This is a genomic window from Roseofilum sp. SBFL (assembly GCF_017746885.1).
Lineage (GTDB): Bacteria > Cyanobacteriota > Cyanobacteriia > Cyanobacteriales > Desertifilaceae > Roseofilum.
In genome coordinates, this window is sequence record NZ_JAGHZH010000164.1 from 36,167 (window position 1) to 60,574 (window position 24,408).

At 41.5% G+C, this 24,408-nt stretch carries 19 protein-coding genes; 10 read left to right on the forward strand and 9 right to left on the reverse strand.

Annotated features, from left to right (window positions below; all coding sequences use genetic code 11):
- Positions 1–175 precede the first annotated feature (175 nt).
- Positions 176–1,297: a TRAP transporter substrate-binding protein DctP gene (locus J7545_RS17585; RefSeq protein WP_318699251.1), complete on the reverse strand. Its 1,122-nt coding sequence runs from the start codon at positions 1,295–1,297 to the stop codon at positions 176–178.
- Between the two features lie 11 nt (positions 1,298–1,308).
- On the opposite strand from J7545_RS17585, the gene holA reads away from it, so the two are divergent.
- From holA to J7545_RS17600, 3 genes are all read left to right on the forward strand, one after another.
- Positions 1,309–2,292, forward strand: a complete 984-nt coding sequence (gene holA / locus J7545_RS17590; RefSeq protein ID WP_318699250.1) for a DNA polymerase III subunit delta — start codon at positions 1,309–1,311, stop codon at positions 2,290–2,292.
- Positions 2,293–2,444: 152 nt separating this feature from the next.
- Complete coding sequence (locus J7545_RS17595; RefSeq protein ID WP_318699249.1) at positions 2,445–2,954, forward strand: DUF4168 domain-containing protein; 510 nt, start codon at positions 2,445–2,447, stop codon at positions 2,952–2,954.
- A gap of 325 nt (positions 2,955–3,279) precedes the next feature.
- Positions 3,280–4,773, forward strand: a complete 1,494-nt coding sequence (locus J7545_RS17600; RefSeq protein WP_318699248.1) for a sugar transferase — start codon at positions 3,280–3,282, stop codon at positions 4,771–4,773.
- Here the strand turns inward: J7545_RS17600 and J7545_RS17605 are convergent, their stop codons facing one another.
- The 4 genes from J7545_RS17605 to J7545_RS17620 all read right to left on the reverse strand — a co-directional run bounded on the left by J7545_RS17605 (position 4,774) and on the right by J7545_RS17620 (position 8,773).
- Positions 4,774–5,580, reverse strand: coding sequence for a WecB/TagA/CpsF family glycosyltransferase (locus tag J7545_RS17605; RefSeq protein ID WP_318699247.1), 807 nt, complete (start codon positions 5,578–5,580; stop codon positions 4,774–4,776).
- Positions 5,581–6,657 carry an NAD-dependent epimerase/dehydratase family protein gene (locus J7545_RS17610; RefSeq protein WP_318699246.1) on the reverse strand — a complete coding sequence of 359 codons (1,077 nt, stop codon included), beginning with the start codon at positions 6,655–6,657 and terminating at the stop codon, positions 5,581–5,583.
- Positions 6,658–6,690: 33 nt separating this feature from the next.
- Entirely contained in the window at positions 6,691–7,824 is a 1,134-nt protein-coding gene (locus J7545_RS17615; protein WP_318699245.1) for a glycosyltransferase family 4 protein, read from the reverse strand.
- Between the two features lie 61 nt (positions 7,825–7,885).
- Entirely contained in the window at positions 7,886–8,773 is an 888-nt protein-coding gene (locus tag J7545_RS17620) for a glycosyltransferase family 2 protein (RefSeq protein WP_318699244.1), read from the reverse strand.
- Between the two features lie 83 nt (positions 8,774–8,856).
- On the opposite strand from J7545_RS17620, the gene J7545_RS17625 reads away from it, so the two are divergent.
- The 4 genes from J7545_RS17625 to J7545_RS17640 all read left to right on the forward strand — a co-directional run bounded on the left by J7545_RS17625 (position 8,857) and on the right by J7545_RS17640 (position 13,553).
- On the forward strand, positions 8,857–10,503 hold the full coding sequence (locus J7545_RS17625) for a glycosyltransferase family 39 protein (RefSeq protein WP_318699243.1): 1,647 nt from the start codon (positions 8,857–8,859) through the stop codon (positions 10,501–10,503).
- Positions 10,504–10,513: 10 nt separating this feature from the next.
- On the forward strand, positions 10,514–11,446 hold the full coding sequence (locus J7545_RS17630) for a hypothetical protein (protein WP_318699242.1): 933 nt from the start codon (positions 10,514–10,516) through the stop codon (positions 11,444–11,446).
- Positions 11,447–11,450: 4 nt separating this feature from the next.
- A complete protein-coding gene (locus J7545_RS17635) occupies positions 11,451–12,437 on the forward strand; it encodes a glycosyltransferase family 2 protein (RefSeq protein ID WP_318699241.1) in 987 nt (328 codons plus the stop codon).
- A 354-nt stretch (positions 12,438–12,791) separates the two neighbouring features.
- Positions 12,792–13,553: an LEVG family PEP-CTERM protein gene (locus J7545_RS17640; protein WP_318699240.1), complete on the forward strand. Its 762-nt coding sequence runs from the start codon at positions 12,792–12,794 to the stop codon at positions 13,551–13,553.
- Between the two features lie 103 nt (positions 13,554–13,656).
- Here the strand turns inward: J7545_RS17640 and J7545_RS17645 are convergent, their stop codons facing one another.
- Both J7545_RS17645 and J7545_RS17650 read right to left on the reverse strand, forming a co-directional pair.
- On the reverse strand, positions 13,657–15,969 hold the full coding sequence (locus tag J7545_RS17645; RefSeq protein WP_318699239.1) for a polysaccharide biosynthesis tyrosine autokinase: 2,313 nt from the start codon (positions 15,967–15,969) through the stop codon (positions 13,657–13,659).
- 32 nt (positions 15,970–16,001) lie between these two features.
- A complete protein-coding gene (locus tag J7545_RS17650) occupies positions 16,002–17,534 on the reverse strand; it encodes an SLBB domain-containing protein (RefSeq protein WP_318699238.1) in 1,533 nt (510 codons plus the stop codon).
- A 143-nt stretch (positions 17,535–17,677) separates the two neighbouring features.
- On the opposite strand from J7545_RS17650, the gene J7545_RS17655 reads away from it, so the two are divergent.
- The 3 genes from J7545_RS17655 to J7545_RS17665 all read left to right on the forward strand — a co-directional run bounded on the left by J7545_RS17655 (position 17,678) and on the right by J7545_RS17665 (position 21,460).
- Positions 17,678–19,066, forward strand: a complete 1,389-nt coding sequence (locus tag J7545_RS17655; protein WP_318699237.1) for an O-antigen ligase family protein — start codon at positions 17,678–17,680, stop codon at positions 19,064–19,066.
- A 54-nt stretch (positions 19,067–19,120) separates the two neighbouring features.
- Entirely contained in the window at positions 19,121–20,440 is a 1,320-nt protein-coding gene (locus J7545_RS17660; protein ID WP_318699236.1) for a flippase, read from the forward strand.
- Between the two features lie 96 nt (positions 20,441–20,536).
- A complete protein-coding gene (locus J7545_RS17665; RefSeq protein ID WP_318699235.1) occupies positions 20,537–21,460 on the forward strand; it encodes a hypothetical protein in 924 nt (307 codons plus the stop codon).
- A 2-nt stretch (positions 21,461–21,462) separates the two neighbouring features.
- On the opposite strand, the gene J7545_RS17670 is transcribed toward J7545_RS17665, so the two are convergent.
- Both J7545_RS17670 and J7545_RS17675 read right to left on the reverse strand, forming a co-directional pair.
- A complete protein-coding gene (locus tag J7545_RS17670; RefSeq protein WP_318699234.1) occupies positions 21,463–22,590 on the reverse strand; it encodes a hypothetical protein in 1,128 nt (375 codons plus the stop codon).
- A gap of 14 nt (positions 22,591–22,604) precedes the next feature.
- Positions 22,605–24,086 carry an MBOAT family protein gene (locus tag J7545_RS17675; RefSeq protein WP_318699233.1) on the reverse strand — a complete coding sequence of 494 codons (1,482 nt, stop codon included), beginning with the start codon at positions 24,084–24,086 and terminating at the stop codon, positions 22,605–22,607.
- Between the last annotated feature and the right edge of the window lie 322 nt (positions 24,087–24,408).

Consider the following 24,408-nt stretch of genomic DNA (forward strand, 5'->3'; position numbering starts at 1 on the left):
TTTTAATGGTAATCTTCCTGTTTTTTGTAATCTTTAGGATATTGGATAGTGATGAATTGAAAGATCGGACAATTGGATTCAACATGATCGATTGAAGGGAGATAGCGGTGTGTTTTGCTACACAAAATTAGTCCCAGAATTCAGGGTTTTACCGGAAAAATGAATGTATAAATGGTTAATTGATCGGGGAAATTCCAGAGATAAAATCAGAATAAGTTAGGTCATTAATTGGATACCATTTATAAATACGAGATTGAAATTGTTTCCCTTGTTGATAGATTCTAGCAAAGTCATCACTTTCTGAGGCATACTCTTCATAGAGTTCTAAGGCCACTTGGTAGGCATTTTCTAAAATGTCTTGGCTGTAGGGACGTAACTCTGTACCACTTAACACCATTCGTTCTAAGGCTTCTCCATTAGCGGCATCATATCGACTGATGGTTAAGAAATAAGCTTCAAGAGCAGCAGAACGAAAAATTTCTTGGTATGTTTTGGGAAGCTGATCCCATTGCTTTCGATTGACTAAGGCAATCAGTACAGATGAGGGTTCCCACCAACCTGGATAATAATAATAAGGAGCAATGCGGTTGAGTCCAAGTTTTTCATCATCATAGGGCCCAATCCACTCAGCAGCATCTATTGTACCTTGCTCCAATGCTGGGAAAATTTGATCCCCAGGCAAAACTTGGACTTCACAGCCGAGTCGTTTCAGTATTTTACCGCCCAGGCCAGGAATTCGCATTTTTAGGCCCTTGAGGTCATTAATGGTATTAATCTGGCGACTAAACCATCCTCCCATTTGTAGCCCTGTGTTACCAGCAGGAAACACATTCACGCCAAAATCTTGATAAATTTTTTCCATGGCCTCTAGTCCTCCCCCATAATAAAACCAGGCATTATGCTGTTGAGTGTTCATGCCAAAGGGGACACCCGAAAGGAGTCCGAGGGCCGGATTGCGGTCAAAGAGATAGAGAAGATTGCTATGGCCACATTCTACGGTTCCTGCAATTACACCATCGAGAATTTGTAGGGGAGAAATAATTTCATTGGCAGGATAGGGGGTAATCGTGAAGCGGCCTTCAGTCATTTGTTCGACGCGGCGACAAAGGATTTCTGCGGCTCCAAAGATGATATCTAGGGATTTGGGCCAACTGGTGGCCATGCGCCAGCGAATGAGGGGTTGGCTGGGAGTAGGTTCGGGGTTAGGTTGAGGAGGGTTCGGGGATTGACAGGCGGTGATACTATAGGTGCTGGCTGCGCCTAGGGCAATTTTATGGAGTAGGTTTCGACGTTTCATGGTTTAGGTTAATGCCAATTTATGTGTATTGGGGAGATGATGAGTTTGCTATGCAGCAGGGGGTTAAGCAGTTACGCGATCGCCTCCTCGATCCCAATTGGATTTCGTTTAATTATACTGAGGTCTTACCGGATCAGCCGGGGAGTGTTATGGAAGCTTTAAATGAAGCGATGACTCCTCCATTTGGTTCTGGAAATCGGTTGGTTTGGTTGGTGAATACAGGTCTATTTCAGCAGGCATCTGGCAGTCTATTGGCTGAGTTAGAGCGGACTTTACCGGTTCTGTTAACCTCATCAGTGCTATTACTAACGGTAGCCGGAAGACTCGATCAACGGTTGAAAGTGACGAAACTGATGCAAAAGTATGCTGAATTCCGGGAATTTTCTTTAATTCCGCCTTGGAAAACTGATTTACTCTTGCAACGGGTTGAGGAAATGGCAAGTCAACAGGGGGTGAAATTAACCAAACGAGGAGCGGAAGTTTTGAGTCAGTCTGTAGGTAATGATACTCGTCGGTTGGTGAATGAGTTGCAGAAGTTGGTGTTATATCATCCAGATGGTGAGGTTTTGAATGACGAGGATGTGGAGCGGTTGGTGGTCTCCAATACGCAAACGAGTTTAGAATTGGCGCAGGCGATCGCTAAAGGCCAGGTAGACCGGAGTTTAACTTTGATTGAGGGTTTATTGCACAGGAATGAACCGGCTTTAAGGATTGTTGCTACTCTGGTGGGTCAGTTTCGCACGTGGTTATGGGTTAAATTGATGATTGAGAGCGGAGAGCGCGACGATCGCCAAATTGCCCAAGCTGCTGAGGTGGCTAATCCTAAACGAGTGTATTTTCTCAAACAACAGGTGCGATCGCTCCCTTTTGCCTCATTACAGCGCACTCTACCTCTCTTGCTTTCCCTAGAGTGGGGACTCAAGCAAGGAAGAGCTGAACGGGAAATTCTCCAGACTCACATTATCCAAATCTGTCAGCTATATCGGAAATCTTGACGTACAATTGGAGATTATCTCCCATTACTGATTAGCTCTTACCAGGAACCACTGCCAAGCGAGTAGAGCTGACAATCTGAGATAGATATGGAACTTCATCTTCCTAAAAGAATTCAAAAGAGTTGATCGTCTTGTGTCTTTAACGTGCCATCATGAATCATTCATTTAATTTTCAAGTTCAACTGCGCTCTTCTGGTGGATTCTGTTTGGATTGCCCATGGATCGGCCGGACGTTAATTGCGAGTGTATTATCTTTATGTGGATCGTTAGCGGGAGCAAGCACTGCACAAGCTCAATTTAATTCTCCTGTACAAATGGCCAATTTTGTCCAATCGGTTTTGGAGATTGAATTGGCTCGGGAAACGACTCTGCAAAATACTCAAGGATTGGTTCCCATAGGAAATAAACCCATTTTTGATTGTAATTTAGAGGCAGGGACTGTAAGTAATACAACGGGGATTTCTCAAGATATTATTAGTCATTTACAAAGCTTTTGTAGTCAGTCACAAACTGTTTTACAACAGCATAATTTATCTCCAGAAGAGTTTCATAAAATGAGGGTGATGTATGGTCAAAATCCCCAGCAGTATCCTCAAATTACTCAGTCGTTTCAACAATTGTGTCAAAATAACCGATATTCAGAATTACAGATCTGCCGTTAAGAGATTGAAATAGGCGATCTCTGATCGGATCAAGATCGCCTTCCAGAGATTATCTTCGAGGTAAATAAAAAATAGACATAAAACCCAAATTATGGGCAGGGGATACTTAACCTTTGGACAACCCATGGGGAGAATGCTAAAATTAACCCACTTCCGGATATCATCAGAAGTAAGCACCATTTCAGGCTGGAAGACCATCTGAAGTCTCAGAGAGTATCAAGGTGTAGTGCCAATCTACTGTAACCCTATTTCTAGCCTGGGAAGAGATCCGATCAGGGTTGAAATTCAAGATTCTACCTGCGATCGAGGCAGCAAAGGTTAAATTATGTCAGATAATCTGCCCCAAACCCCTTACAAAACCCATAAATCACCCCATAATCATGTTGATTTGCGGGTTCCCACCATTGTGGGCCTGCGACGAGGACTGATCGTTGCTTGGCTGAGAATTCTAGCCTTTCTGTGCTTAGATACAGTGATGATTGCCTTGGCTTGGAAGACGGCTAAGGTTATTGTTGAACGGGTTGATTGGTTAAAGCATGTTCCCTCTTTTCACCTATTAGCCTATACTCCAGAGCAACCTGGATTTTTGTTTCCGATTTTATGGATTACCCTAGGGATGATCGCAACGGGGGGATTATATGGCAATCGTCGCAATCGTCGCCAATTTAGCAATTTACTTAGAAGTATTACCTTCGCTCAAGGCGTTTTAATTGTTATTGCTTTTATCTATCAACCGGGTCTGATTATTTCCCGGTCAATGTTTTTTCTCTCCTGGTTATTCGTGATTTTATATGTCGGTATAGGACGGTTAATTGCTGAAGCTACCATTACCAATCTGCGTCGCCATGGTCGAGTCCCTCGGCGCATTTTTCTGATTGGAAATCCCAAAGATACCCTGATTGCCAAAATTGCCTTGAAATTAGATAGCAACAGAGAGTTTGCTATCGCTGGGCAACTTGATCTATCTCTACAGAAAACGACCAATCAGTGGTCTCATGTTCTGGAAGAAATTCAATCTCTTGATGTTGGAGAAGTGTTTTTCTGTTCATGGAATGTAGTGGGTAATATTATGCCCCTTTACTGGAGTTTGAAAAATGCGGGTATTGCACTAAGAATTGTGCCGATTGGTCTAGAAGTTCCCCATCACAATCCCAAAATTGAAATGATTGGAGGAATGCCCAGTATTCAATTTCAGCCTCCAGGTTTATTGGGCAGTGATTTTTGGTTAAAGCGGGCATTTGATTTAGTCATATCTTCGCTGATTTTACTCTTAGGTAGCCCTCTGTTTATTGCTCTAGCGATCGCTATTAAACTGGACTCCCCTGGCCCAATCTTTTTTAAGCAAACTCGCATGGGTCTTAAAGGGAGACATTTTAAAGTCTGGAAATACCGCACTATGGTGGTTAATGCCGATGATTTCATGAAGGAACTGGAAGCCAAAAATGAAATTAAAGGTGGCGTTTTATTCAAAATGAAAGATGACCCCCGAATCACCAGAGTAGGTAAATTTTTACGGCGCTATAGCTTAGATGAACTACCACAAATTGTTAATGTTTTAATTGGAGAAATGAGTTTGGTAGGCCCCCGTCCTCTCCCCCTGCGTGATATTGAAGGATTTGCCGAACACCACTTTATGCGCCACAACGTTCTACCTGGAATCACTGGACTTTGGCAAGTTTCAGGGCGGTCAGATATCACAAACTTTGAAGATGCCTTTAAGTTGGATATGTCTTATATCAATAATTGGTCGTTAGCTCTTGATTTTGAAATTTTATTGAAAACGGTACAAGTGGTTTTAGGGCGCAGGGGAGCATATTAATTAACCATACCGTAATTCTTGTTCTGGAGGTGTTGTACTCTCTGGATCGAATTTACGCAAGCCCAAAATTTGTAAACTTAATAGCCAAACATAATAGGGATTGAGGAACACATAACGTCTCCAGAGTCGTTTGGGTTCTTGAATAAGGCGATAAAACCATTCTAAACCTACAGCTTGTAAAGAGGGTGGGGCTTGGGGTAAGAGTCCTGCATGGAAATCAAACGCTGCACCTACGGCTAAAAGGGGCATGGAAAGGCTATCACGGTATTCATAAGCCCACACTTCTTGGCGGGGGCATCCTAAACCGACTAAGGTAATGGCAGCTCCACTATCTTTTATGGTTTGGGCAATTGCCTGTTTTTCTTCTGTAGTCGTTTGCCGGAAGCGAGATGGCTGAGAGCCAGCGATTTTGAGCTGAGGATAGCGATCGCACAAATTCCGAGAAAAAGCACCTAAAACTTCTTGCCGCGACCCGTACAGGTAAATGGGTAGCCCCTCCTGAGCCGCTCGCTCGCATACCCTCAAGGTTAAATTCGGGCCATATACTCGGTCGGATAATCCCGCTTTATGAACAAAATTCAGCGCCCAACGCACGGGTTGCCCATCAGGACAAATTAAATCCATATGATTGAGCCGGAAGCGGTGGGTGTTATCGAGAACTCCCGTCATCACTCCGTGAACAGCTAGGGCAGAAACTGATAGTCCTTGTTTTTCTTTTGCGGCTTGAATAATTCGAGTAACGGCTCCCTCATAATCAATACTATTGATGAGAACGCCCAAAATATTCCGCTTTCCGGCATCAATCATTTAGATAGTCTCCTTTTCCCAGCGCTCTTGATTAAACTCGTAAATTTCCCGCAAGATTTGAGGGACATCATACTGGTGTTTCCAATTGGGATAATGGTGGGCAAATTTAGCATTATCACTAATCCACCAAATATGGTCGCCAATGCGGTTGGTTTCAGAATACGTCCAATTTAACGCTTTGCCCGTAATTTCCTGACAAATTTTAATCGCTTCGAGCATGGAACAGTTGCTATAGCGCCCGCCACCGGTATTGTAAACTTCGGCAACCCGTGGCGCTTGGAAGAAGGCATCAAAGGCGTTAATTAAGTCTGCACTATGGATATTATCCCGAACTTGCTTACCCTTATAGCCAAAGACGGTATAGGGTTTGCCAGTAACTGTACATTTCATCAAATATGCTAGAAACCCGTGCAGTTGGGTTCCGGAATGGTTAGGTCCAGTGAGACATCCGCCCCGAAAACAGGCTGTAGGAATCTGAAAATAGCGACCATATTCTTGCACCAACACATCGGCTGCAACTTTAGACGCACCAAATAAACTATGAGTGGTTTGGTCAATGGACATATCTTCCCGAATACCAGTGTGATAGGTATGTTCGGGGTCAATTTCCCATCGGGTTTCTTGTTCGATGAGAGGCAGACGGTTGGGAGTATCGCCGTAGACTTTGTTGGTAGAAGTGAAGATAAAGGGCGCTTTCGGGGCAAAGTCGCGGGTAGCTTGGAGTAAGTTGAGGGTTCCGTTCGCGTTTACGGTAAAGTCCATGTGGGGATCGCGAGCAGCCCAGTCGTGGGAGGGTTGGGCGGCGGTATGGACAATGAGGGCAATATCTTTACTGTAGTCTTGGAAGAGTGTAGCGATCGCCTCTTGGTCGCGAATATCTAAATCTAAATGTTTGTATTGCTTCCCTAAAGAACTCTCTAATCTCTGGCGGTTCCAAGTGGTGGAAGCATCATCTCCAAAGAAGATCCGGCGCATATCATTGTCAATACCGACAATTTCTAGGCCCTTTTCAGCAAAGAACTTGGAGGCTTCAGAGCCAATTAAACCAGCAGAACCTGTAATAATAGCGATACTCATAAGTTACTCCTAGAGGGAATCTATGTAATGGGTTTATTTGGCCATGATTGAGTTTATGGCTTCTACAAATTTTGAAGCCACAAATTCTGGAGTCATACTCTCAATTCTTTTTCGAGATTGTATTCGCATCTGCTCTAAAGTTTCTGGGGAAGTAGAGAGTGCTCGGTCGATGGCCTGATAGATTTCTGAGGGGCGATCCGGTTGAAATACCCAACCCGTTTTTCCTTCGGTACATAATTCTTCGACGGCTTGAGATCCCAAACTGCCTAGAATGGGAAGTCCAGAGGCCATGGCTTCATTTACCACTTGCCCCCATTCATCAGCTAAGGTAGGAAAAACAAACATACCGGCTTGGGCATAAAGCTCTGGCAGTTGGTCATAAGCTATGTTACCGAAGAATTTGAGATGTAGGTTTTCGGGTACGGGTTGGGTTTCTAGAGGCGATCGCTCACTGCCATCTCCGACTAACCAAAATTCCAGCGATCGCTCTGGATGATTTTCTGTCCATTTTATCAATTCTCCCAGAAACCGTTGCATATTTTTACGTTCAATTAACTGACCCACAAATAAAAGTCGATAGGCTTCTTTCTGGCTTTTTTCCAGTCGAACACCCGAAAAATTAGAAGTATCTGTAGATTGAAAAGCTCGAAAAATTTTTTCTAAAGGAATACCAAATCGGCGAATATATCTGGCTCCACTATCACCATTTACTACAATACCATCTGCTTGAGGGATCAGCCAACGGCGCAACATTTCCCGCAGTTTACCCCGGCCTTGTTCAGTAGACTCAGAACATTTAGCCCAGATAATAAACTTGGTTTTTTTTCTCCATTTGCAATACAGAGCTGCTTGCAGCGTTCGCATTCCCAGCTCGTGGGAAATGACAATATTTGGCTGGTAGCTTCCCAGCACCCAAAACGTATCATAGGGGACATGAACATATAAAGTTTCTGCGAACCCTTGGGGGTGATTCCAAGTGCGAATCAACGTAAATTTTCGTTGCACTTGAACCGTTAGATCTCCCCAGTTTGACTGCCAAGGACGATTGGGTTCCATGGGAGTAGAAACAAAAATTTTCAAGTCCTGTAACTGGGCGGCAAGAGACTGATACAGAGGTAGCCGGTAGGGGGCGATAAAGTGGGTAAGAAAAGCAACTCTTTGACTCATAATAGCCCTAATTTTAAGCATTTACACGATTGCTTGCATTGCTCAGAGCAGTCCTAATCAATTATTTTTTGCTCAATTTAAAAACAGAAGACAATAAGAATCTGCGATAGGGTAGAACTGAGTAAATCGGCCACAGAATTCCCCCATGGCGTTTCATTAACAGTTTCCATTCTTCCCAGGGCTGTAGTGTAACACTCTCTAGAGCCAATCCTTTGGGTCGATTAATATTTTTTAATCCTTGTTCCCAGTTAGGAGTGCTTCCAGGAGCAGGTTTGGGGTTGCGAGCGCAAGTTCCTTGGTATCCAGGAGCTACCCAGATGCTACACCCCTTTTGTTTCGCCCGTAAGCCATAATCCCAGTCTCCAGCATAATGGGTTAAGTGAGGATCGAGATTACCGACTGCCTCAACTACACTTTTTGGAATGAGGACAAAGTTACCACACATTAAATCGCATGGTTGTGGCTCTGATTGAGGAACGACTTTTTTGCATTTGAAGGGAGGATAAAACCAGCCTAGTTGTCGATAACCTCCATAGGTCCATTCTTGGCTTTCAGGGTCTTGAGTAGAACCAGTAACGATTGCCTTTTCTTGCTGTTGAGCTGCTAATTGTTGATGAGTGGTCAATAGGGTTTCTAGCGCTGAGGGATATAGTACGGTATCATCATTGAGCCAGAGATAATAATCGGGCTTGTCTTTCATCGCTTCGGTAAAGGCCAGTCGCATCCCTCCATTCCAAAATAGGCTACCATTTCCTTTAAAGATCTTCACTTGTGGATAAGTCGCAGCGATCGCCTCTGAAGTGCCATCCGTACTTCCATCATTGATTAAATAGACAACTAGAGAAAAATCAGATGACAAATCTTGAGGAAATAGTGAGCCTAAGCTCTCTAAAGTTTTGTCTTTCCGATTATGGCAAGTCAGCAAGACAGCAATTGTTTTACAATTCATAACATTTGGAGCAGTAGCTTGCCAGTTTAGGGATATTACCACTATTATAAAACTATTCTAGTAAGATTGTAAATTAATCATTTATGAAAAACAAGATTAAATTAGGAATTACAATCCTTCTAATAGTAGGCGTGTTTTTTCGATTTTATAATCTCGACTACAAAATATATTGGCTGGATGAAACTTTCACTGCTCTTAGAGTTTCAGGCTATTCAGCACCTGAGTTAGCTGAAGTTATCCCTAAAAACCAAATTCTTACCATACAAGATATTCAAGGCTATTATCACCCTAGTCCCGATCGCCCTTTTTCAGATGTTGTTCAAGCTCTAGAGAATAATGCTGAACATGCCCCTTTATATTTTGTGATACTTCGCTTTTGGCGTGAATGGTTTGGTAGTTCAGTTGCCGTAACCCGTAGCTTATCAGCATGGATCAGCTTATTGGTATTCCCTGGTGTTTATTGGTTGTGTCTGGAGTTGTTTAAATCTCCCCTAACTGCATGGATAGCAATGGGTTTACTCGCCATTTCTCCCTTTCAAGTATTATATGCACAAGAAGCCAGACAATATAGTTTATTTGCAGTGGTAATTTTATTCTCTAGTGCTGCTCTATTAAAAGCTATACGCTTACAAAATTCATCCTCTGCCTCAATCAAACAGAATGGGTTCAGTTGGAATATTTATGCAGTGAGTATTGTGTTTGGATTGTATACTCATCTTCTGTTTGTTCTAGTATTATTTTCACATGGGATTTATTGCTTGTGGTTAGAGAGATTTAGATGGACTAAAATAGTCAAGCACTATATTATAGCTAATATCATGGGCTGGGTTGCTTTTATTCCCTGGATTGTGGTGATTATCCAGAAGTTAATTAGTGTTTTACAAAAAAGGTTAAATACAATTGAAACTATTCAAAATACAGATATTTTGCAAGCGAACATTTTGCAATCTCAATCTGGGAAACCACCCCTAAGTGTGTATCTAGAAAGTTGGCTTGTAAATACCGCTAGGCAGTTTGTTGACTTTGGCTGGAGTTCAGCTACGCCATCTCTGACTATGAAATTATCTCTTCCCCTTCTACTAAGTATCGTTGTTCTAGTTATTTATGCTTTGTACTTTACTCAGAAAACCACAGATAGAAAAACGTTTTTATTTGTAATTACGATTGTGTTTATTCCTTGGTTGATTCTGGCAATCCCCGATTTAATTTTTGGATCTACGAGATCGAATCTTCAACGCTATCTTATTCCCTCATCTCTAGGAATGCAAATAGCAGTCGCCTATCTTTTCTCAGTTCAGATTAATTCCCGAAAGCGATATCCAGTTAACCCATGGAAATTGATTACTCTCGTATGCTTTATGCTGGGTATTGTATCTTGTGGCTTAAGTTCTCAATCTCAAGATTGGTGGAATAAACGCCCCGATTCTCATAGTTTAGAAGTGACGGCTATGGTCAATAGGAGTCCGAATGCTCTGCTGATGACTAGAAGTTATACAGCCATGCATTTAGGGTCTCTTAGCTATAGACTAGATCCGAACATAAAAGTATGGTTAATAGACGAGAGTTCGATCAAAATTCCCCAAGGATATGAAGAACTCTTTCTCTACGATCCTTCTAAAGAAATGATTCAACAAATTCAGTCAGTTTATGAATTAAATTTAGAGCCAGTCAGTGAAAGCAAAAATCGTCGGACTGATCTCAATTGGTTATGGCGTTTAAATCTGGTTTAAGTTAGATAATATGAAACGTTTTCTTGAACGCTTAGTCTCAACTCTGAAACCTTACCTACGATGGTTTATTGTGGGGCTGGCGTTGTTTTTTCTGGCCAAAGCCTTCAAAGATCATTGGCAGGAGGTGCTAGCGATCCGCATCAGTGGGTGGGAATGGATGAGTTTGACGATCGCCCTTCTGATTACGATCGCTGCTCATATTTGGTCAGGTTGGATTTGGGGTTGGATTTTAGCCGAGTTTAACCAACCCGTTAAAGCCGTTTGGAGCATTCAAACCTATTTGATCACCAATATTGGTAAATATTTGCCCGGTAATGTCTGGCATTTCTATGGTCGCATTCGAGCCGCTCAAAGTGTGGGTGTTCCAGGGGCGATCGCCATCCTCAGCACCCTAATGGAACCCTTACTGATGGCAGCTTCAGCCCTAATCCTAGCCACAGGTGCGAGTCCCCAAAGTCGAGGACTAGTGCAAAGCGTGATTTTAGTTATTGTCTTGATTGGAGTTCATCCTCGGATCTTAAACCCCATTCTTATTTTTCTCTCTAAAAAGAAAGCTAAAGGAAAGCTAGCAGCTCAGGATCGAAGCTCAACGCAGTTAAAACGCTATCCTTTAAAACCCTTACTCGGTGAAATGGGCTTTTTGTTGATTCGAGGACTAGGATTTTTATTTGCCCTGGCAGCGTTATCGACGATAGAAATGGCGCAAGTTCCCCAACTCTTAAGTGCCTTTAGTTTCGCCTGGTTACTCGGTTTAGTGATTCCTGGCGCACCCGGAGGACTGGGAGTCTTTGAAGCCACGGTGATCGCCCTCTTGGATGGAGTCTATCCACCTGCTATCATTCTCAGTGGAGTAGCTTTATATCGGGTTATTAGTGTATTAGCAGAGGCGATCGGCGCTCTACTCGCCTGGCTTTATCAACAGTTTAGTCTCAAGAACCCCTAATCCTATGAATGCTTCCCCAACTCTGCCCACCGTTGAAACCGCTCCTAAGCCCGAAATTTCCGTGATCGCTCCCATTTATAACGAAATAGAAAGCTTGCCGCTATTGGTAGAGGCGATCGCCAAAATACTCCCCCAAACCCAACGCACCTACGAACTCATTTGTGTAGATGATGGCTCCAGCGACGGCTCCACAGAACTCTTAACCGAACTCGCTCAGAAAACCCCTCATCTTAAAGCCGTTATTCTACGGAGAAATTATGGTCAAACCCCAGCAATGGCTGCTGGATTTCAATATGCCCAAGGAAATATTTTCATTACCCTCGATGCCGATCTTCAAAATGACCCCGCCGACATTCCCCTCCTCCTAGAAACTATTGAAGAAGGATACGATCTCGTCAGTGGTTGGCGCAAACAACGCCAAGATGATGCACTCACTCGGCTCCTACCCTCCAAAATTGCCAACTGGATCATCGGCAAAGTCACAGGAGTCCAACTCCATGACTACGGATGCTCCCTAAAAGCCTATCGCGCTGAAGTCGTCGCCGATATGAACCTCTATGGAGAACTCCACCGCTTTTTACCCGCTTTAGCCTTTATCGAAGGAGCCAGAATCACCGAAATTCCCGTACGCCACTATGCTCGGCAGTACGGCAAAAGCAAATATGGCCTAGGGCGCACCTTCCGAGTCTTAATGGATCTCCTAACCGTTTGGTTTATGAAGAAATTTCTCACCCGGCCCATGCATATCTTTGGCTCCATGGGCCTACTCTCCATGTTTGTCGGATGTCTATTGGGGATCTACCTCACGATTCTCAAGTTGGGTTTTGGCGAAGAAATAGGCGGCCGTCCCCTACTGATTTTAGTCGTAGTTCTTCTCTTGACTGGAATACAGCTATTTTGCTTTGGTCTAGTTGGAGAACTTCTTATGCGAACCTACCATGAATCTCAAAACCGCCCCATCTATAGAGTTCGAGCCATTATTCACCAGTAGTAATCATCCTTTAAGACTTATCCCATAACTTTCCGTATCTTCCCAGCCTCCTCATGGCCATGACTGGGTTCCTAATGGCTTGTTCTCGTCTGTCTATTGATTATTCTCTCCTCATTTATACGGATAATTCCAAGCGATATAGGGAGATCCACCTCTCACCTCAGTATTTTTCCCAAATCACTACTTAAGCACACTCAGAAACCAATCGACTTCTACATGGGAACTTCAAATCAAAAATCCTCAATCTCTCTGATGCGAAGACATATACCAGGGGACTATCGTGGAGAAAAGCAAAGAAATAGAGTATACAAACTTAATCAACTCACAACTCACACCGTTCTAGGAGACACAATTATGACCTCTCAATCCCTATCTCAAATCACCAAAAGAGTTAGTACAGTAGCAGCTGGAGCAATAGCGTCCAGCCTAGTTGCAGGAATGTTCGCTCCCTCAGCCTCTGCCAATCCTTTCAACGGTGTTGAAGGTGAGTTTGAAACCGGTTTTGGGTGTATTGAAGAATGCCTGGATATGCCAGTTGGATATATTGGAAGTGTAGAGAGCCTAGCATGGGATGATGCTGAAAATCCCGGAACTCCTCAGCGCAGCCGCTTGTTCTTGGATTGGATGGGAACTGCTAACGAGTACACCAATGGCACAGAAACGGTTAGCTTTGGCGAGAGCGACCTAGGAACCAACACCACAGGATACTGGTTCCGTGCTGCTGCTCCCAATGAAGAACAGGGACAAACAGAAGTTGGCGACTTCAAGTTCAACTTCACCGAAACTATTGACAAGCTGACGATTGATTTCTTCGATGTAGAAAGCTGGAGGACAACTGGTATAACTCACGTGAACGGTCAGGCACTTGGAAATGAGTATCTAGTTTCTAGCGGATTGGGCGATTCTAGCTTGCACAGCTTTACTCTCTTCGATGTTAACTCGATCACTCTCTCAGTAGGACGCGATTTTGCCAACAACACGGGTGACGGAGTAACCTTCCGGTTCCAAGGATTTGAAGAAGCGATCGCTCAGGATGTCCCCGAACCTTCTGCTGTCCTTGGTTTAGGATTCTTAGCTGCGGCAAGTGCTTTAGGGCTTCGCAAGCATCGTAGCTAATCGATTAGCTCCTTTGGAGTCAATGCTAATTTGAACTAAATTATAAGGCTCAACGGTTGATGACTGATGCCATTGAGCCTTTTTATTGTCTACTCAAAAGTGATTATAACCTGGTTATATCTTCATCTAATCGTGTAGAGTAAGGAGAAGAATAGTAATGTTGATGATGAACTCTGGAGGTTTTTGAGATACTATCCTGCACATCATTCGCTACAATACCAAGGATGTTAGTTTTAGACGTTCTTAGTTCTTCTAGGGCTTGGGAGATCGCAGAACGCTCAGTTTTTCCAACTCGAACGACGAGTATCATACCATCAGTATAATCGGTAAGGATGTAGGGATCGGCTAATCCCACTAATGCAGGAGTATCGTAGATGACGAGATCGAAGAATCCCTGCAATTGTCCCATCAGGTATTGCATTTTCTGGGAGGAGAGAAGTTTAATCGGATCGGGAGAAATTTGACCGGCGCTGAGGAACAATAGGTTGTCTTCGATAGGGGAGGCTTGGATGACTTCATTGAGGCTCAGGTAGTTCACCACAGTATCACTGAGACCCTGTTTGTTCTGTAGGCCCAGGGATAGATGGAGTTGAGGAGAACGTAGGTTGGCATCAACTAGCAAAACTCGTTTACCAATGGCAGCAGCGGTTTGAGCGAGATTGAGCGCAACGGTAGATTTGCCATCTTCAGGACTAGCGGAACTGACGATAAGCGATCGAATTGGGTGATTTTTAGAACCGAGTAAGTTAATATTGGTATACAAAGAACGGAAAGACTCTACGAATAGAGCACTATATTCTGGTTGATACCACTGGCGATCGCCATATTTAGAGTTGACAAATAGGTTATAAAATCGCCGTCGTTTTTTCTGACTCTCTTTCATTTGACGATCAGTAGGAATAACTCCAAGAATTTTTGTTTTTGTATCAATTTTTATCTCATCAGGGCTATGGAATACTGGATCTAAAATTTCTATAACTAATCCAATTGCAACTCCCAGTAACATACTCAAGATTAAAGCTAGGGCCAGTTGCTTTCTGGTACTTACCTGAGATGTAGGTCTTAATTGTCCATTCGAGTATCTCAAGAGTTTAGGGGGAGAAATAATTGACCAAGGAAAATCTCTTTGAGAAGCGTTTAATCTAAGCGTCTCTCGCTTTTCTAAGAATTCTTTAAGCGTATTTTTTTTGATTTCTAGAGAGGCTTCTATTTCCGAATACTGTCGGAGAATATCTGGAAAAATTTTTATTTTGCGATCCACTTCTTTCTGAGATTCTTCTAAAGCTTTAATTCGGGATTCTAAAACTTCAATTTCGCTACTTGCTGTCTCCAATTCTACTTGAGCAATATCCTGTACAGTGTTCATTACTCTTTCTTGTTGCTCTCGTAAGATTTGTATAGGAATACTATCTTCTCTAAATTGACTGAGTTTAAGTGAAAGTTCCACTTCGATTTTCTGATAATCTTCTAATATAGATTTATAAGCTTGATCCTTAAAGGTCAAAACACTAATCGGGTTACCCCTCTCAATTTGTCTTTTAAATGTTTCATGAAAACGCTTTTTACCCTCTAATTCTGCTTGATATTCCAATTTTCTCTTTTTAATTAATAGTAATTGTTCTGACAAATTACCAGCTTCTATATTAGGAAAGTTTATCCCATATTTTTGGCGAATATCTTGCAATTGCAACTGATAATAGTCCACTCTTTGTCTCAGTTCAGGCAACTGTTCATCGATAAAATCAACCCCCTTTTGTAGAGCATCAATTCGTTCATCTAAAGAATATTGTAAAAATGCTTCGCTAACCTTATCTAAGACAAATAAAATTTTATCAGTATCACTATCTTCATATCGAACTAACATGATTTTAGTTCCTTCTTGCTTCCCATCTTTTTCATAACTTCTGCGACTAAGAACGAGTTTCGACTGTAAGTTATTGTAATTGATTTCAGGGTACTCCTGTTGTAATTCCTCAATTAAAGGCTCCATCACTTTCGGGCTTTTCAGTACCCTAATCATCGTTTCATAATCAACCAAATCAGTGCTTTCAATGCGAAGCTTACCTGTAATATCAGCTAAGTCGGTATCTCCACCTGATTCACCTAGCAATAAAAGTCGAGCTGAACGACCTTCTGCCGTTACTGGTTCGAGCAACAGTTGCAACCAACCCTCATAGGAGGGTACAGTTTGACGAGCCACCCAGATAATGCTTCCTCCAGATAATAGGCTTAATATGAAAATTGCGGTGGCCATAATCCACACCCGACGACGCAATACTGATAACAACCAAGCGAGATCGATGGTTTGTTCTTCGGGAAACTCATCAGCAGTAAAAGTTGATACACCATTGATGATTTCTATTTCACTGCGCCCATTTTCTGAATAGGATGTAGGTTGTTTTTTCGAGTTCGTCATAATCGATAAATTGCCGATTAATTATTGCTAATTTAGTTGGATTCTTGTTGAATAACGCCAATTCTAGCGAGAACCTCAAGAGTGCGTAGTGGGATACTCCATAATGAAAAAAGGCGATTGGCAGGAGAGAGCGCTAGCTCGAGTGTATCAGAAAAGCGGGCTATCCCAGAACGACTGACCACAACAATATCGTTGTCTTGTAGGAATGGATTAGTTTGTTCATTGATATCTTGATTAAGATTGATCGAAATTTGGCGACTGACGACTGTTCCATTGGAATTTAAGCGCAGGAGTTGTACTCGACTAGTTTTGGCTCGGCTTCCATTAAAACCACCGGCACGCAGCAATACTTGATTGAGAGAAGTGTTAGAGGGCACATCAAGGGAGCCGGGCGATCTCACTTCTCCAATCACACTGACTGTAATTGACTCCCGTGCAAAGTTGACTTCTGCTAATTGAGCCGCTTCTGCATTCGATATTTCCGCTACTCTAGGAATAATGATTGAGTCTCCACTTTGAACAATGGTATCTTGAGTAATATCTCCATTATGCAGCAACTCCCAAAAGTCTAGGGGAATAATTAGCTCAGAACCCGTTTGAGTCTGGCGACGTAGCTTAATATTACGGAGGTCTGCTAAGGGTTTAATTCCTCCTGCTTCCTGAATTGCTGAGGAAATCGTAGGCAAGCTAATCACTGGGCTACCCGGTATGGCTAAGGTAATATGGTAAGAACCTGGGTTATGAACTTCGCCGACAACAACAATAGACTGCCTCTGATTGCGATCGGCTGAGAAATCAACTCTCGCAAGTTGCCATAGTTGTCTCAAGTTAACTTGAAACTGAGTGGGTACGAAGATTTTATCTCCACTTCGTATAGTTATATCTGTGGTGGAGGGATTGCCTTGAATCAACTGTTGCAGATCAACATAGAAGGTTATTTCCTGCTGCTGGTTATTTTGCCAAATGGTGCGGGTAATCTTAATTTGACTGATATCTGCTGCTAGAGTTATTCCGCCTGCTTCTTTAAGCACCTCGATCACGGTAGGGTATTGGATTCCTGGATTACCACCTTCTCCACCAATGAGACTCACTGTGAAAGCACCGGGATTGGTAACTTCTCCAGCAACGACTACGCTCAATGGACTAGGAGAGACCAATCGAATCGCGATCGCTGGATATCTCAGCACATCACTGTATGCCTGAACTAGGACTTCCCTAGCTTGAGCTAAGGTTAAGCGTCCAAGGCGTATTGAACCAATCAGAGGAAGTTCGATCAGGCCATCAACTGGGATTTGGTAGTCGCCGCTATATTCGGGGAGTTCTAAGATATCGATTTGGATGCGATCGCCACCAACTAGAACATAAGCATTATCGGTGGCGATCGATGAATTTTCTGTTGATATAGGACTATTTCTTTCCTCAGAAGATTCCTGGATCGGCCAGTTCCGTTGTGTACCGGTCTGTTGGGCAACTGCTGGTAAGATGAGGGGAATGATTAATCCACATCCGATCCCCAAAGCAAACAGGGGGCGACAAAACTGAAAGTTTCTTGTACAAGTACCCATAGTCGTTCTCCCTCAGTTTATAATTGATCTCAATAATAGCCTAATATAATCTCTACTATATTCTAGTCCTAATATTTTCCATGTAAATAATATCAAATATTCGCTATGAGTGACTTGCCATATTTCGGTTCCAATATTGAAAAATGAAAGAAGTTATAAAATCACTACTCGCTAATCCATTAATTGCACTCATGGTATTAGCCACAGGGCTGATCTATGTAGCTGTTTTTTTTCATTATGTCAACAAGAGTAAAAAAAATTCAGAATGGTTTGAAAAATTGGTCATTGGTGGTTTTATATTTGCACTGACTGATGTATCTATCTTGCCCTTTGATAAATTAACTCCTAAAATATTAGCGGATAGAAAAGTAGGAATGATGACCGTATTCCTCCAGTTAGCAATCTATGGAGTTGTTTTATTTTTATCCTGGTCTCGATTTCGATCGACCTTAAGAAATATTGGAGATGTATTTGCAGTTCTTTTAGCTACAGCTCCTTTTTTGTCTATTCTCTGTCTAATGATTGGGTTTTCTGCATTTTGGTCAAATGATTTTGTTCACACCTTGAAAAATAGTCTAGTTTATTTAGAAACAGCAATCGCAGCAGTTTATATCGGTAAGCAATACTCTTGGCCACAACTATATGGTTTCATGCGTTGGGTAAACCTTGCAGTTTTGTTGCCTAGTATCTATTATGCCAATGTTGTTCCTTCAGTAGGGATTAATTCCAAAACTGGAGCATGGCAAGGAATTATGAAACATAAAAATATATTCGCTTTTGCCATGTCATTTACCATGGTAATGTGGCTAATTTATGGTATTTATAATCCCAAATATCGAAAGCAATCATTTGTGATTGCACTACTATCTTTGTATGCAATGGACGGAGGCGAAAGTGGTGCTAGTAAAGTCTTATTCGTATGCATGATGTTTTTGACACTATATTTGAATTTTGTAAAAAAGTTATCTCCAAAATGGGCATTTACTTCAATTGTACTCTTTTTGATCGTTAGTACAAGCATAATGATTGTTGTGGTAGAGAATTTAGAATATATTGTCGTTGATACTCTCAATAAAGATTTGACACTTACGGGAAGAACCTTATTTTGGCCGCTAGTCATCGATGCAATTAACGAAAAACCCATATTAGGCTATGGAGTAGGGGGATATTGGCAAAGTTGGAAAAGTACAGCAGAAAACCCAGCAGGCAATGTCATTAATCCCAATGGTTGGATTCCTCCTCATTCCCACAATGGTTTTCTGGATATTGCAACGGATTTAGGATGGTTGGGAATGACGTTATACATCTTTGCTTTTGTCAATACTTTGGCTAAAGCTGTAAGCTATTTAAGTAAAGATAAAATGCCGGAAGCAGGAATCCCAATAATTGTCTTGACTTTTACTTTGCTGACTAACTTGACAGAAACAGGTTTATTGGGAGTTAATCCTACTTGGTTTTGGTTTGTGGTTACAATAACTCGGTTGAGTTTAGACATGACGAAAAATGTCCAGAAAAAGAATAATAGTTATTAGCTTTGTTTAAGCTAAATATTGTTGCAGTATCTGAAGACAAATATTTACAAATAAATGTTCAATAAAATTAGTCAATTAACTCAAAATTTAAGTCCGAAATTACGGCAAATGATTGGCAATGCTAGTTGGTTGGCTTCAGAAAAATTGTTGCAAATGTGTTTAGGCCTATTAATTGGTGTTTGGGTCGCTCGTTATTTAGGTCCACAGAAATTTGGACTATTGAGTTATGCACTAGCCTTTACCAGTTTGTTTGCCCCCCTAGCTACTCTAGGCTTAGATAAAGTAGTTGTCCGGGATTTGGTGCAATATCCATCTGAGAAGAATCGGATTCTTGGTACTGCTTTTGCCATTAAGTTAGTAAGCAGTATCTTGGCATATCTGTTAGAAATTATGATTATATCCTGGATACGCCCTGACGATAAGTTGACTCATGTTCTAGTTGCAGTTGTCGGTTTGAGAATGTGTTTCCAAGTATTCTACACTATAGATCTTTGGTTTCAATCACAAGTTGAATCTAAATATACGGTTTGGAGTAAAAATTCTGCCTATTTATGTGCTAATGGAGTGAAAATTTTACTCATATCTTTACAGGCACCAGTAATTTTCTTTGCGTGGAATTCTTTGGGAGAGATTGTCTTAGGAGCAATTGGACTATTAATCCTCTATCAATTCAAAGGAAATGCGATCGCTGCTTGGCGTATGAGTCTATCTTGGGGTAAGAGGTTACTGAAAAATGGTCTACCATTAATGTTTTCTGGCATCGCTGTTATCATCTATTTACGGATTGATGCGATTATGTTGGGGCAAATCTTTGGAGATGAGAGTGTGGGCATTTATTCTGTTGCTACAAAGATTTCTGAGCTGTGGTATTTTATTCCCACAGCTCTGGTTTCGTCAGCATCACCAGCCCTTATCGAAGCTAAAGGTATCTCGATATCATTGTATGAGCAGAGGTGGCAAAAGCTGTTGACGATGATGACAGGTATTTCCTATGCGATCGCTATTCCTATGGTATTCTTAGCAAAGCCAATGATTACCCTCATGTACGGGCCCAATTACGCCGCTTCTGGCTCGGTATTAGCTATTCATATATGGGCTACGGTTTTTGTATCGTTAGGTATTGCTAAATCAGTTTGGATTGTTACAGAAGGTCTGACTCATCTTGCATTAGTTAGCACGTCCTGTGGTGCTGTGATTAACATATTACTTAATCTAGTTCTCATTCCCAGATATCAAGAAGTTGGTGCGGCAATTGCTACTGTAATTTCCTATGGATGTGCTGATTATTTAGTGTACATTACTTATCCCAGATTCCAACAAATTGGTCGGTTGATGACTAAAGCATTAATCTTAGAAAATTTATGGAAACGATGAGTTTCATGGAATCACTAAGTGCGATCGCTGTTGGGAAAGATTATAATGTGGCTGTAGTCGCTGGTTACTTGCTCCAGAATCTAAGGACTCGTTGATATGGATTTAGCACCGATCGCCTTTTTTGCTTATAAACGCCCGGAACATACCCTCAGAGCGCTCTCATCCCTAGCTCAATGCCATTTAGCTCAAGAGAGCAAGCTGTATATATTCTGTGATGGAATTAAATCTCCTAGCGATCGCGATCGGGTGATGGAAGCCAGAGCAGTGGTCAAAAGTCAACAGTGGTGCGGCGAAGTTGAAATTCTTGAAAGAGAAAAAAATATTGGTCTAGCGAAATCTATTATTGCTGGAGTAACTGAACTGAGCAATCAGTACGGCAAAGTCATCGTTTTAGAAGATGATTTACTGCTACATCCCCAATTTTTGGAATACATGAATCACGCCTTAGAACGCTACCAAAATGAAGAACGGGTGATGCAAATTTCCGGTCATATGTTTCCGGCTGATTTTTCTTGTGATACTGATAGCTTTTTCTTACCTTCTATAACTACATGGGGTTGGGCAACTTGGCAACGAGCATGGCAATATCTCGATCCTAAGCTGACTGGTTACGATCTCCTGAAAAAAAATCGGCAACTCCGCTATCAATTCGATCTGCACAACTCCTATTATTACTTTGAACTGCTCGAAGACTTAATCGCGGGAAAAATAGATGCCTGGGGTATTATCTGGTATCTGAGTGTATTTATGCAACAAGGACTAACCTTATTTCCCAGATACTCTCTCGTCGATAATATTGGTCGGGATGGGAGCGGAACTCATTGTGGAAATCAAGCTATTCCCATTGCCGAGCCTCCCGATAATTTCCAAGTTCTCACTTATCCAGATAGCATTGAAGTCACTCCTCATAAAGCCTTAGTTTACCAGGGTATTGCTAAAGCTAATAACGAGAACTCTTGGACTCGTTTCAAACGCAAAGTAAGGATTAGAAGCAGATTACGAGCGCTGCTAAAACGGTGATTTTATTCCTGAACTTGCATCATTTCTTCTACAATATCAATAAGTTCTTGGTGTTTTTTTGCCCAAGCTTCACGGTCTCTTCTCACTTGTTCCAGATGAGATTCAATCGTCTCTGAAGTCACCAGAACACCAAAATCATCGGGGACTTTATCTAGCTCATAACGAAATATCCGATTCAGCACTAAATTGCCCACTTCTGGGCGATAGTGGGAACTATCTTGAAAATACACCATTTCTTCAGCGATCGCTTCTGTAGTTATGCTGTTATAGCCCGAAAAATCCCAAAATGGTGATATTTTCGCAACTTCTCGCTTCCATTGCTCAAACTTATCCCAAGTTCCGGTCGCACGAATAGCTTCCAATTGACTTGCATGAACTGGCGAGACAAATAACTGTAAATTAATTCCCTTTTGCTTGCAGATTTCAACAATTTTTTGTAGATCCGCCAATCTTTTTTGTGATAGTTTATACTCATGATAGGAATTAGAAAAACCATTGGTGAAATATCCCAGAGTCCAAGGAAACTGGTTAACATTAATAACCCTCATCCCATTAATAAACTCAGAATTAGTCTCACCTTCAAATAAATTTTCTATCAGTGTTTCATAACTGGATGTAAACGCATCTAAAGAAAACAAAATACTCATCACTATTTGACCGGATATCTTTTGCGTTTCCAGTAAGGTTTCATCAAAATCTGCCTTGGGTCTCGACCACTCATCAAACGAGATATAATCAATACCAATCACTACATTCTTAACATCTGTTTGATTAGTAATTGCATGTTCAAAATAACGTAATATTTCATACAAATTCGCATCCTGTAGCCCTAGATTATAGCTCATTTCACGACCATCATTCGAGAACGCTGAATGCCTCGGATCTAACCCCAGATTGGCTCGAGATGTTCCTAAAAAAATGTTTTTCGGCTTGAGGCGAATGACATCAACTGCCTTAAACAACCTTGTATGATTTCCCTTCGTTGGCTTAAGTTTATTAAATCGATCAATTTTTGGAGTATTCATGATTCCATAAGGATCGACTAGAAAATTAGAACCACTAATCCCTAAAATAATAGCAGAAGCTGTTATTAAAAACAGTTTATTAAACTGAGTATACGAGGGTTTCATTACTTCATTCTCTCCTAAAATTGATAGTAAATAAATTCAGAAACTTTGTACAGAGATAACAAGCAATAAGCTGCTAAAGTTCCTACTATTAATGCCCACCACCAATTGGGTTTAAATTTCTGCATTATCTCCTGTGTATTTGGTAAACAAGTAACGGCTAAGGTCAATCCAAATAAGGCAACTACAATCAAGCTTCTATCTTCTACGGTTGGTACTAAATAGGCAAATTCTGGCCCCGGCTTTAGCTGAATACCAAACTGAGTAAGGACTGATAATTTTCCTTCCGGATTACCTGGTAAAATAATACCATTCATTCCTAGCATGGTTTGTACAAGATCAATACCATCACTTAAGCTGTGCGCTCGGAAAAACACCCAACTAAAGAGTACAGCATTGAATGTAATCATCCATCCCAGGAACCAATGTAGAGAAAATCCATGCTTACGCCACCAGTGATTAATTGCTAAATAAGCTCCATGCATTCCTCCCCAAAAAACAAATGTCCAACCTGCTCCATGCCACAGTCCACCTAACAACATTGTGATTAACAAGTTAGAATAACGACGACTTTCTCCCTTGCGACTTCCTCCTAACGGAATATATAGATAATCACGCAAAAAGTTAGATAAGGTCATATGCCATCGTCGCCAGAAATCAGTGATTGAGGTCGATTTATACGGCGAATTAAAATTGATGGGCAAACTAATATTAAACATCATGCCCAAACCGATCGCCATATCGGAGTAGCCAGAAAAGTCGAAATACAGTTGGAAGGTATAAGCCAGCACGCCGATCCAGGCTTCGATAAAGGTAACATCACTGGCATTATCAAACACTATAGCAACCCAAGGAGATAAGCTGTCACCAATTAATACTTTTTTAGATAAACCTAAGCTAAATAAGGTTAACCCATAAGCTATATTCTTGTGAGAAAAAATGAATTTTCGCCGCTGGCTAAATTGAGGAATGAGTTGATCGTGACGCAGAATTGGCCCAGCAATTAATTGCGGAAAGAAGGAAACAAACAAGCTATAGGTGAGAAGATCATAGTTAGCTTCTTTGGTTTGTCCTAGATAAGCGTCAACTAAGTAGGCAATCTGAGTAAATGTGTAGAATGAAATGGCGAGTGGAAGCACCATTTGCGGGACTAGAAAATCCCTATTCAATAACTCATTGACTGAGCTAACTAAAAACCCAGTATATTTATAATATCCTATTAAAGCCAGGTTAATACTAATTCCTACCCAAAGTAATAGTTTAGCTGCTAGGCTTCTGGTTTCTGCGTTACTAATCGACTTGCCGATAGTATAGTTAAAGACAATAGAAATCAGTAGGAGAGGAAGATATACTGGATTCCAGTAAGCATAAAAAACTAGGGAAGCCAGCGCTAACCAGACTTTGGCTACATAGGTTTTGCGGTACTTAGTGAAACTAAAAAATCCAATTAGGGTTACTGGCAAAAATACACAGATAAAAATATAAGAATTAAATAACATAAGGCTTAACTAGCTTGAGAACGTAGAAGAATCTATTGATTGAATATCCTTGTTAATCGTTTCTATTACGGCACTTTGCGCGGTAATGAGGTATAGCCGCAAAAGATCCCTCTAAATCCCGCTTAAGAAGCAGGGAGGTTCGGGAGATCGAGATGTATCGCATAGCAGCGAAAACAGCTGTATTACGTGCCGATGGCGTATGACTAACGGATACAGCGCTTTGCGCTGTTATGATGGACAGTAACAACAATGAGTAAACCAGTTTTTTAACGGTTCAGGATTAATCAACTTTATAGCTACGGATAGGAGGATATCAATCATA

Bases quoted from the DNA above. Each gene is read 5' to 3' on its own strand.
- J7545_RS17585 (WP_318699251.1), bottom strand. From the start codon at position 1,297: ATGAAACGTCGAAACCTACTCCATAAAATTGCCCTAGGCGCAGCCAGC.
- holA (WP_318699250.1), top strand. From the start codon at position 1,309: ATGCCAATTTATGTGTATTGGGGAGATGATGAGTTTGCTATGCAGCAG.
- J7545_RS17595 (WP_318699249.1), top strand. From the start codon at position 2,445: ATGAATCATTCATTTAATTTTCAAGTTCAACTGCGCTCTTCTGGTGGA.
- J7545_RS17600 (WP_318699248.1), top strand. From the start codon at position 3,280: ATGTCAGATAATCTGCCCCAAACCCCTTACAAAACCCATAAATCACCC.
- J7545_RS17605 (WP_318699247.1), bottom strand. From the start codon at position 5,580: ATGATTGATGCCGGAAAGCGGAATATTTTGGGCGTTCTCATCAATAGT.
- J7545_RS17610 (WP_318699246.1), bottom strand. From the start codon at position 6,657: ATGAGTATCGCTATTATTACAGGTTCTGCTGGTTTAATTGGCTCTGAA.
- J7545_RS17615 (WP_318699245.1), bottom strand. From the start codon at position 7,824: ATGAGTCAAAGAGTTGCTTTTCTTACCCACTTTATCGCCCCCTACCGG.
- J7545_RS17620 (WP_318699244.1), bottom strand. From the start codon at position 8,773: ATGAATTGTAAAACAATTGCTGTCTTGCTGACTTGCCATAATCGGAAA.
- J7545_RS17625 (WP_318699243.1), top strand. From the start codon at position 8,857: ATGAAAAACAAGATTAAATTAGGAATTACAATCCTTCTAATAGTAGGC.
- J7545_RS17630 (WP_318699242.1), top strand. From the start codon at position 10,514: ATGAAACGTTTTCTTGAACGCTTAGTCTCAACTCTGAAACCTTACCTA.
- J7545_RS17635 (WP_318699241.1), top strand. From the start codon at position 11,451: ATGAATGCTTCCCCAACTCTGCCCACCGTTGAAACCGCTCCTAAGCCC.
- J7545_RS17640 (WP_318699240.1), top strand. From the start codon at position 12,792: ATGACCTCTCAATCCCTATCTCAAATCACCAAAAGAGTTAGTACAGTA.
- J7545_RS17645 (WP_318699239.1), bottom strand. From the start codon at position 15,969: ATGACGAACTCGAAAAAACAACCTACATCCTATTCAGAAAATGGGCGC.
- J7545_RS17650 (WP_318699238.1), bottom strand. From the start codon at position 17,534: ATGGGTACTTGTACAAGAAACTTTCAGTTTTGTCGCCCCCTGTTTGCT.
- J7545_RS17655 (WP_318699237.1), top strand. From the start codon at position 17,678: ATGAAAGAAGTTATAAAATCACTACTCGCTAATCCATTAATTGCACTC.
- J7545_RS17660 (WP_318699236.1), top strand. From the start codon at position 19,121: ATGTTCAATAAAATTAGTCAATTAACTCAAAATTTAAGTCCGAAATTA.
- J7545_RS17665 (WP_318699235.1), top strand. From the start codon at position 20,537: ATGGATTTAGCACCGATCGCCTTTTTTGCTTATAAACGCCCGGAACAT.
- J7545_RS17670 (WP_318699234.1), bottom strand. From the start codon at position 22,590: ATGAAACCCTCGTATACTCAGTTTAATAAACTGTTTTTAATAACAGCT.
- J7545_RS17675 (WP_318699233.1), bottom strand. From the start codon at position 24,086: ATGTTATTTAATTCTTATATTTTTATCTGTGTATTTTTGCCAGTAACC.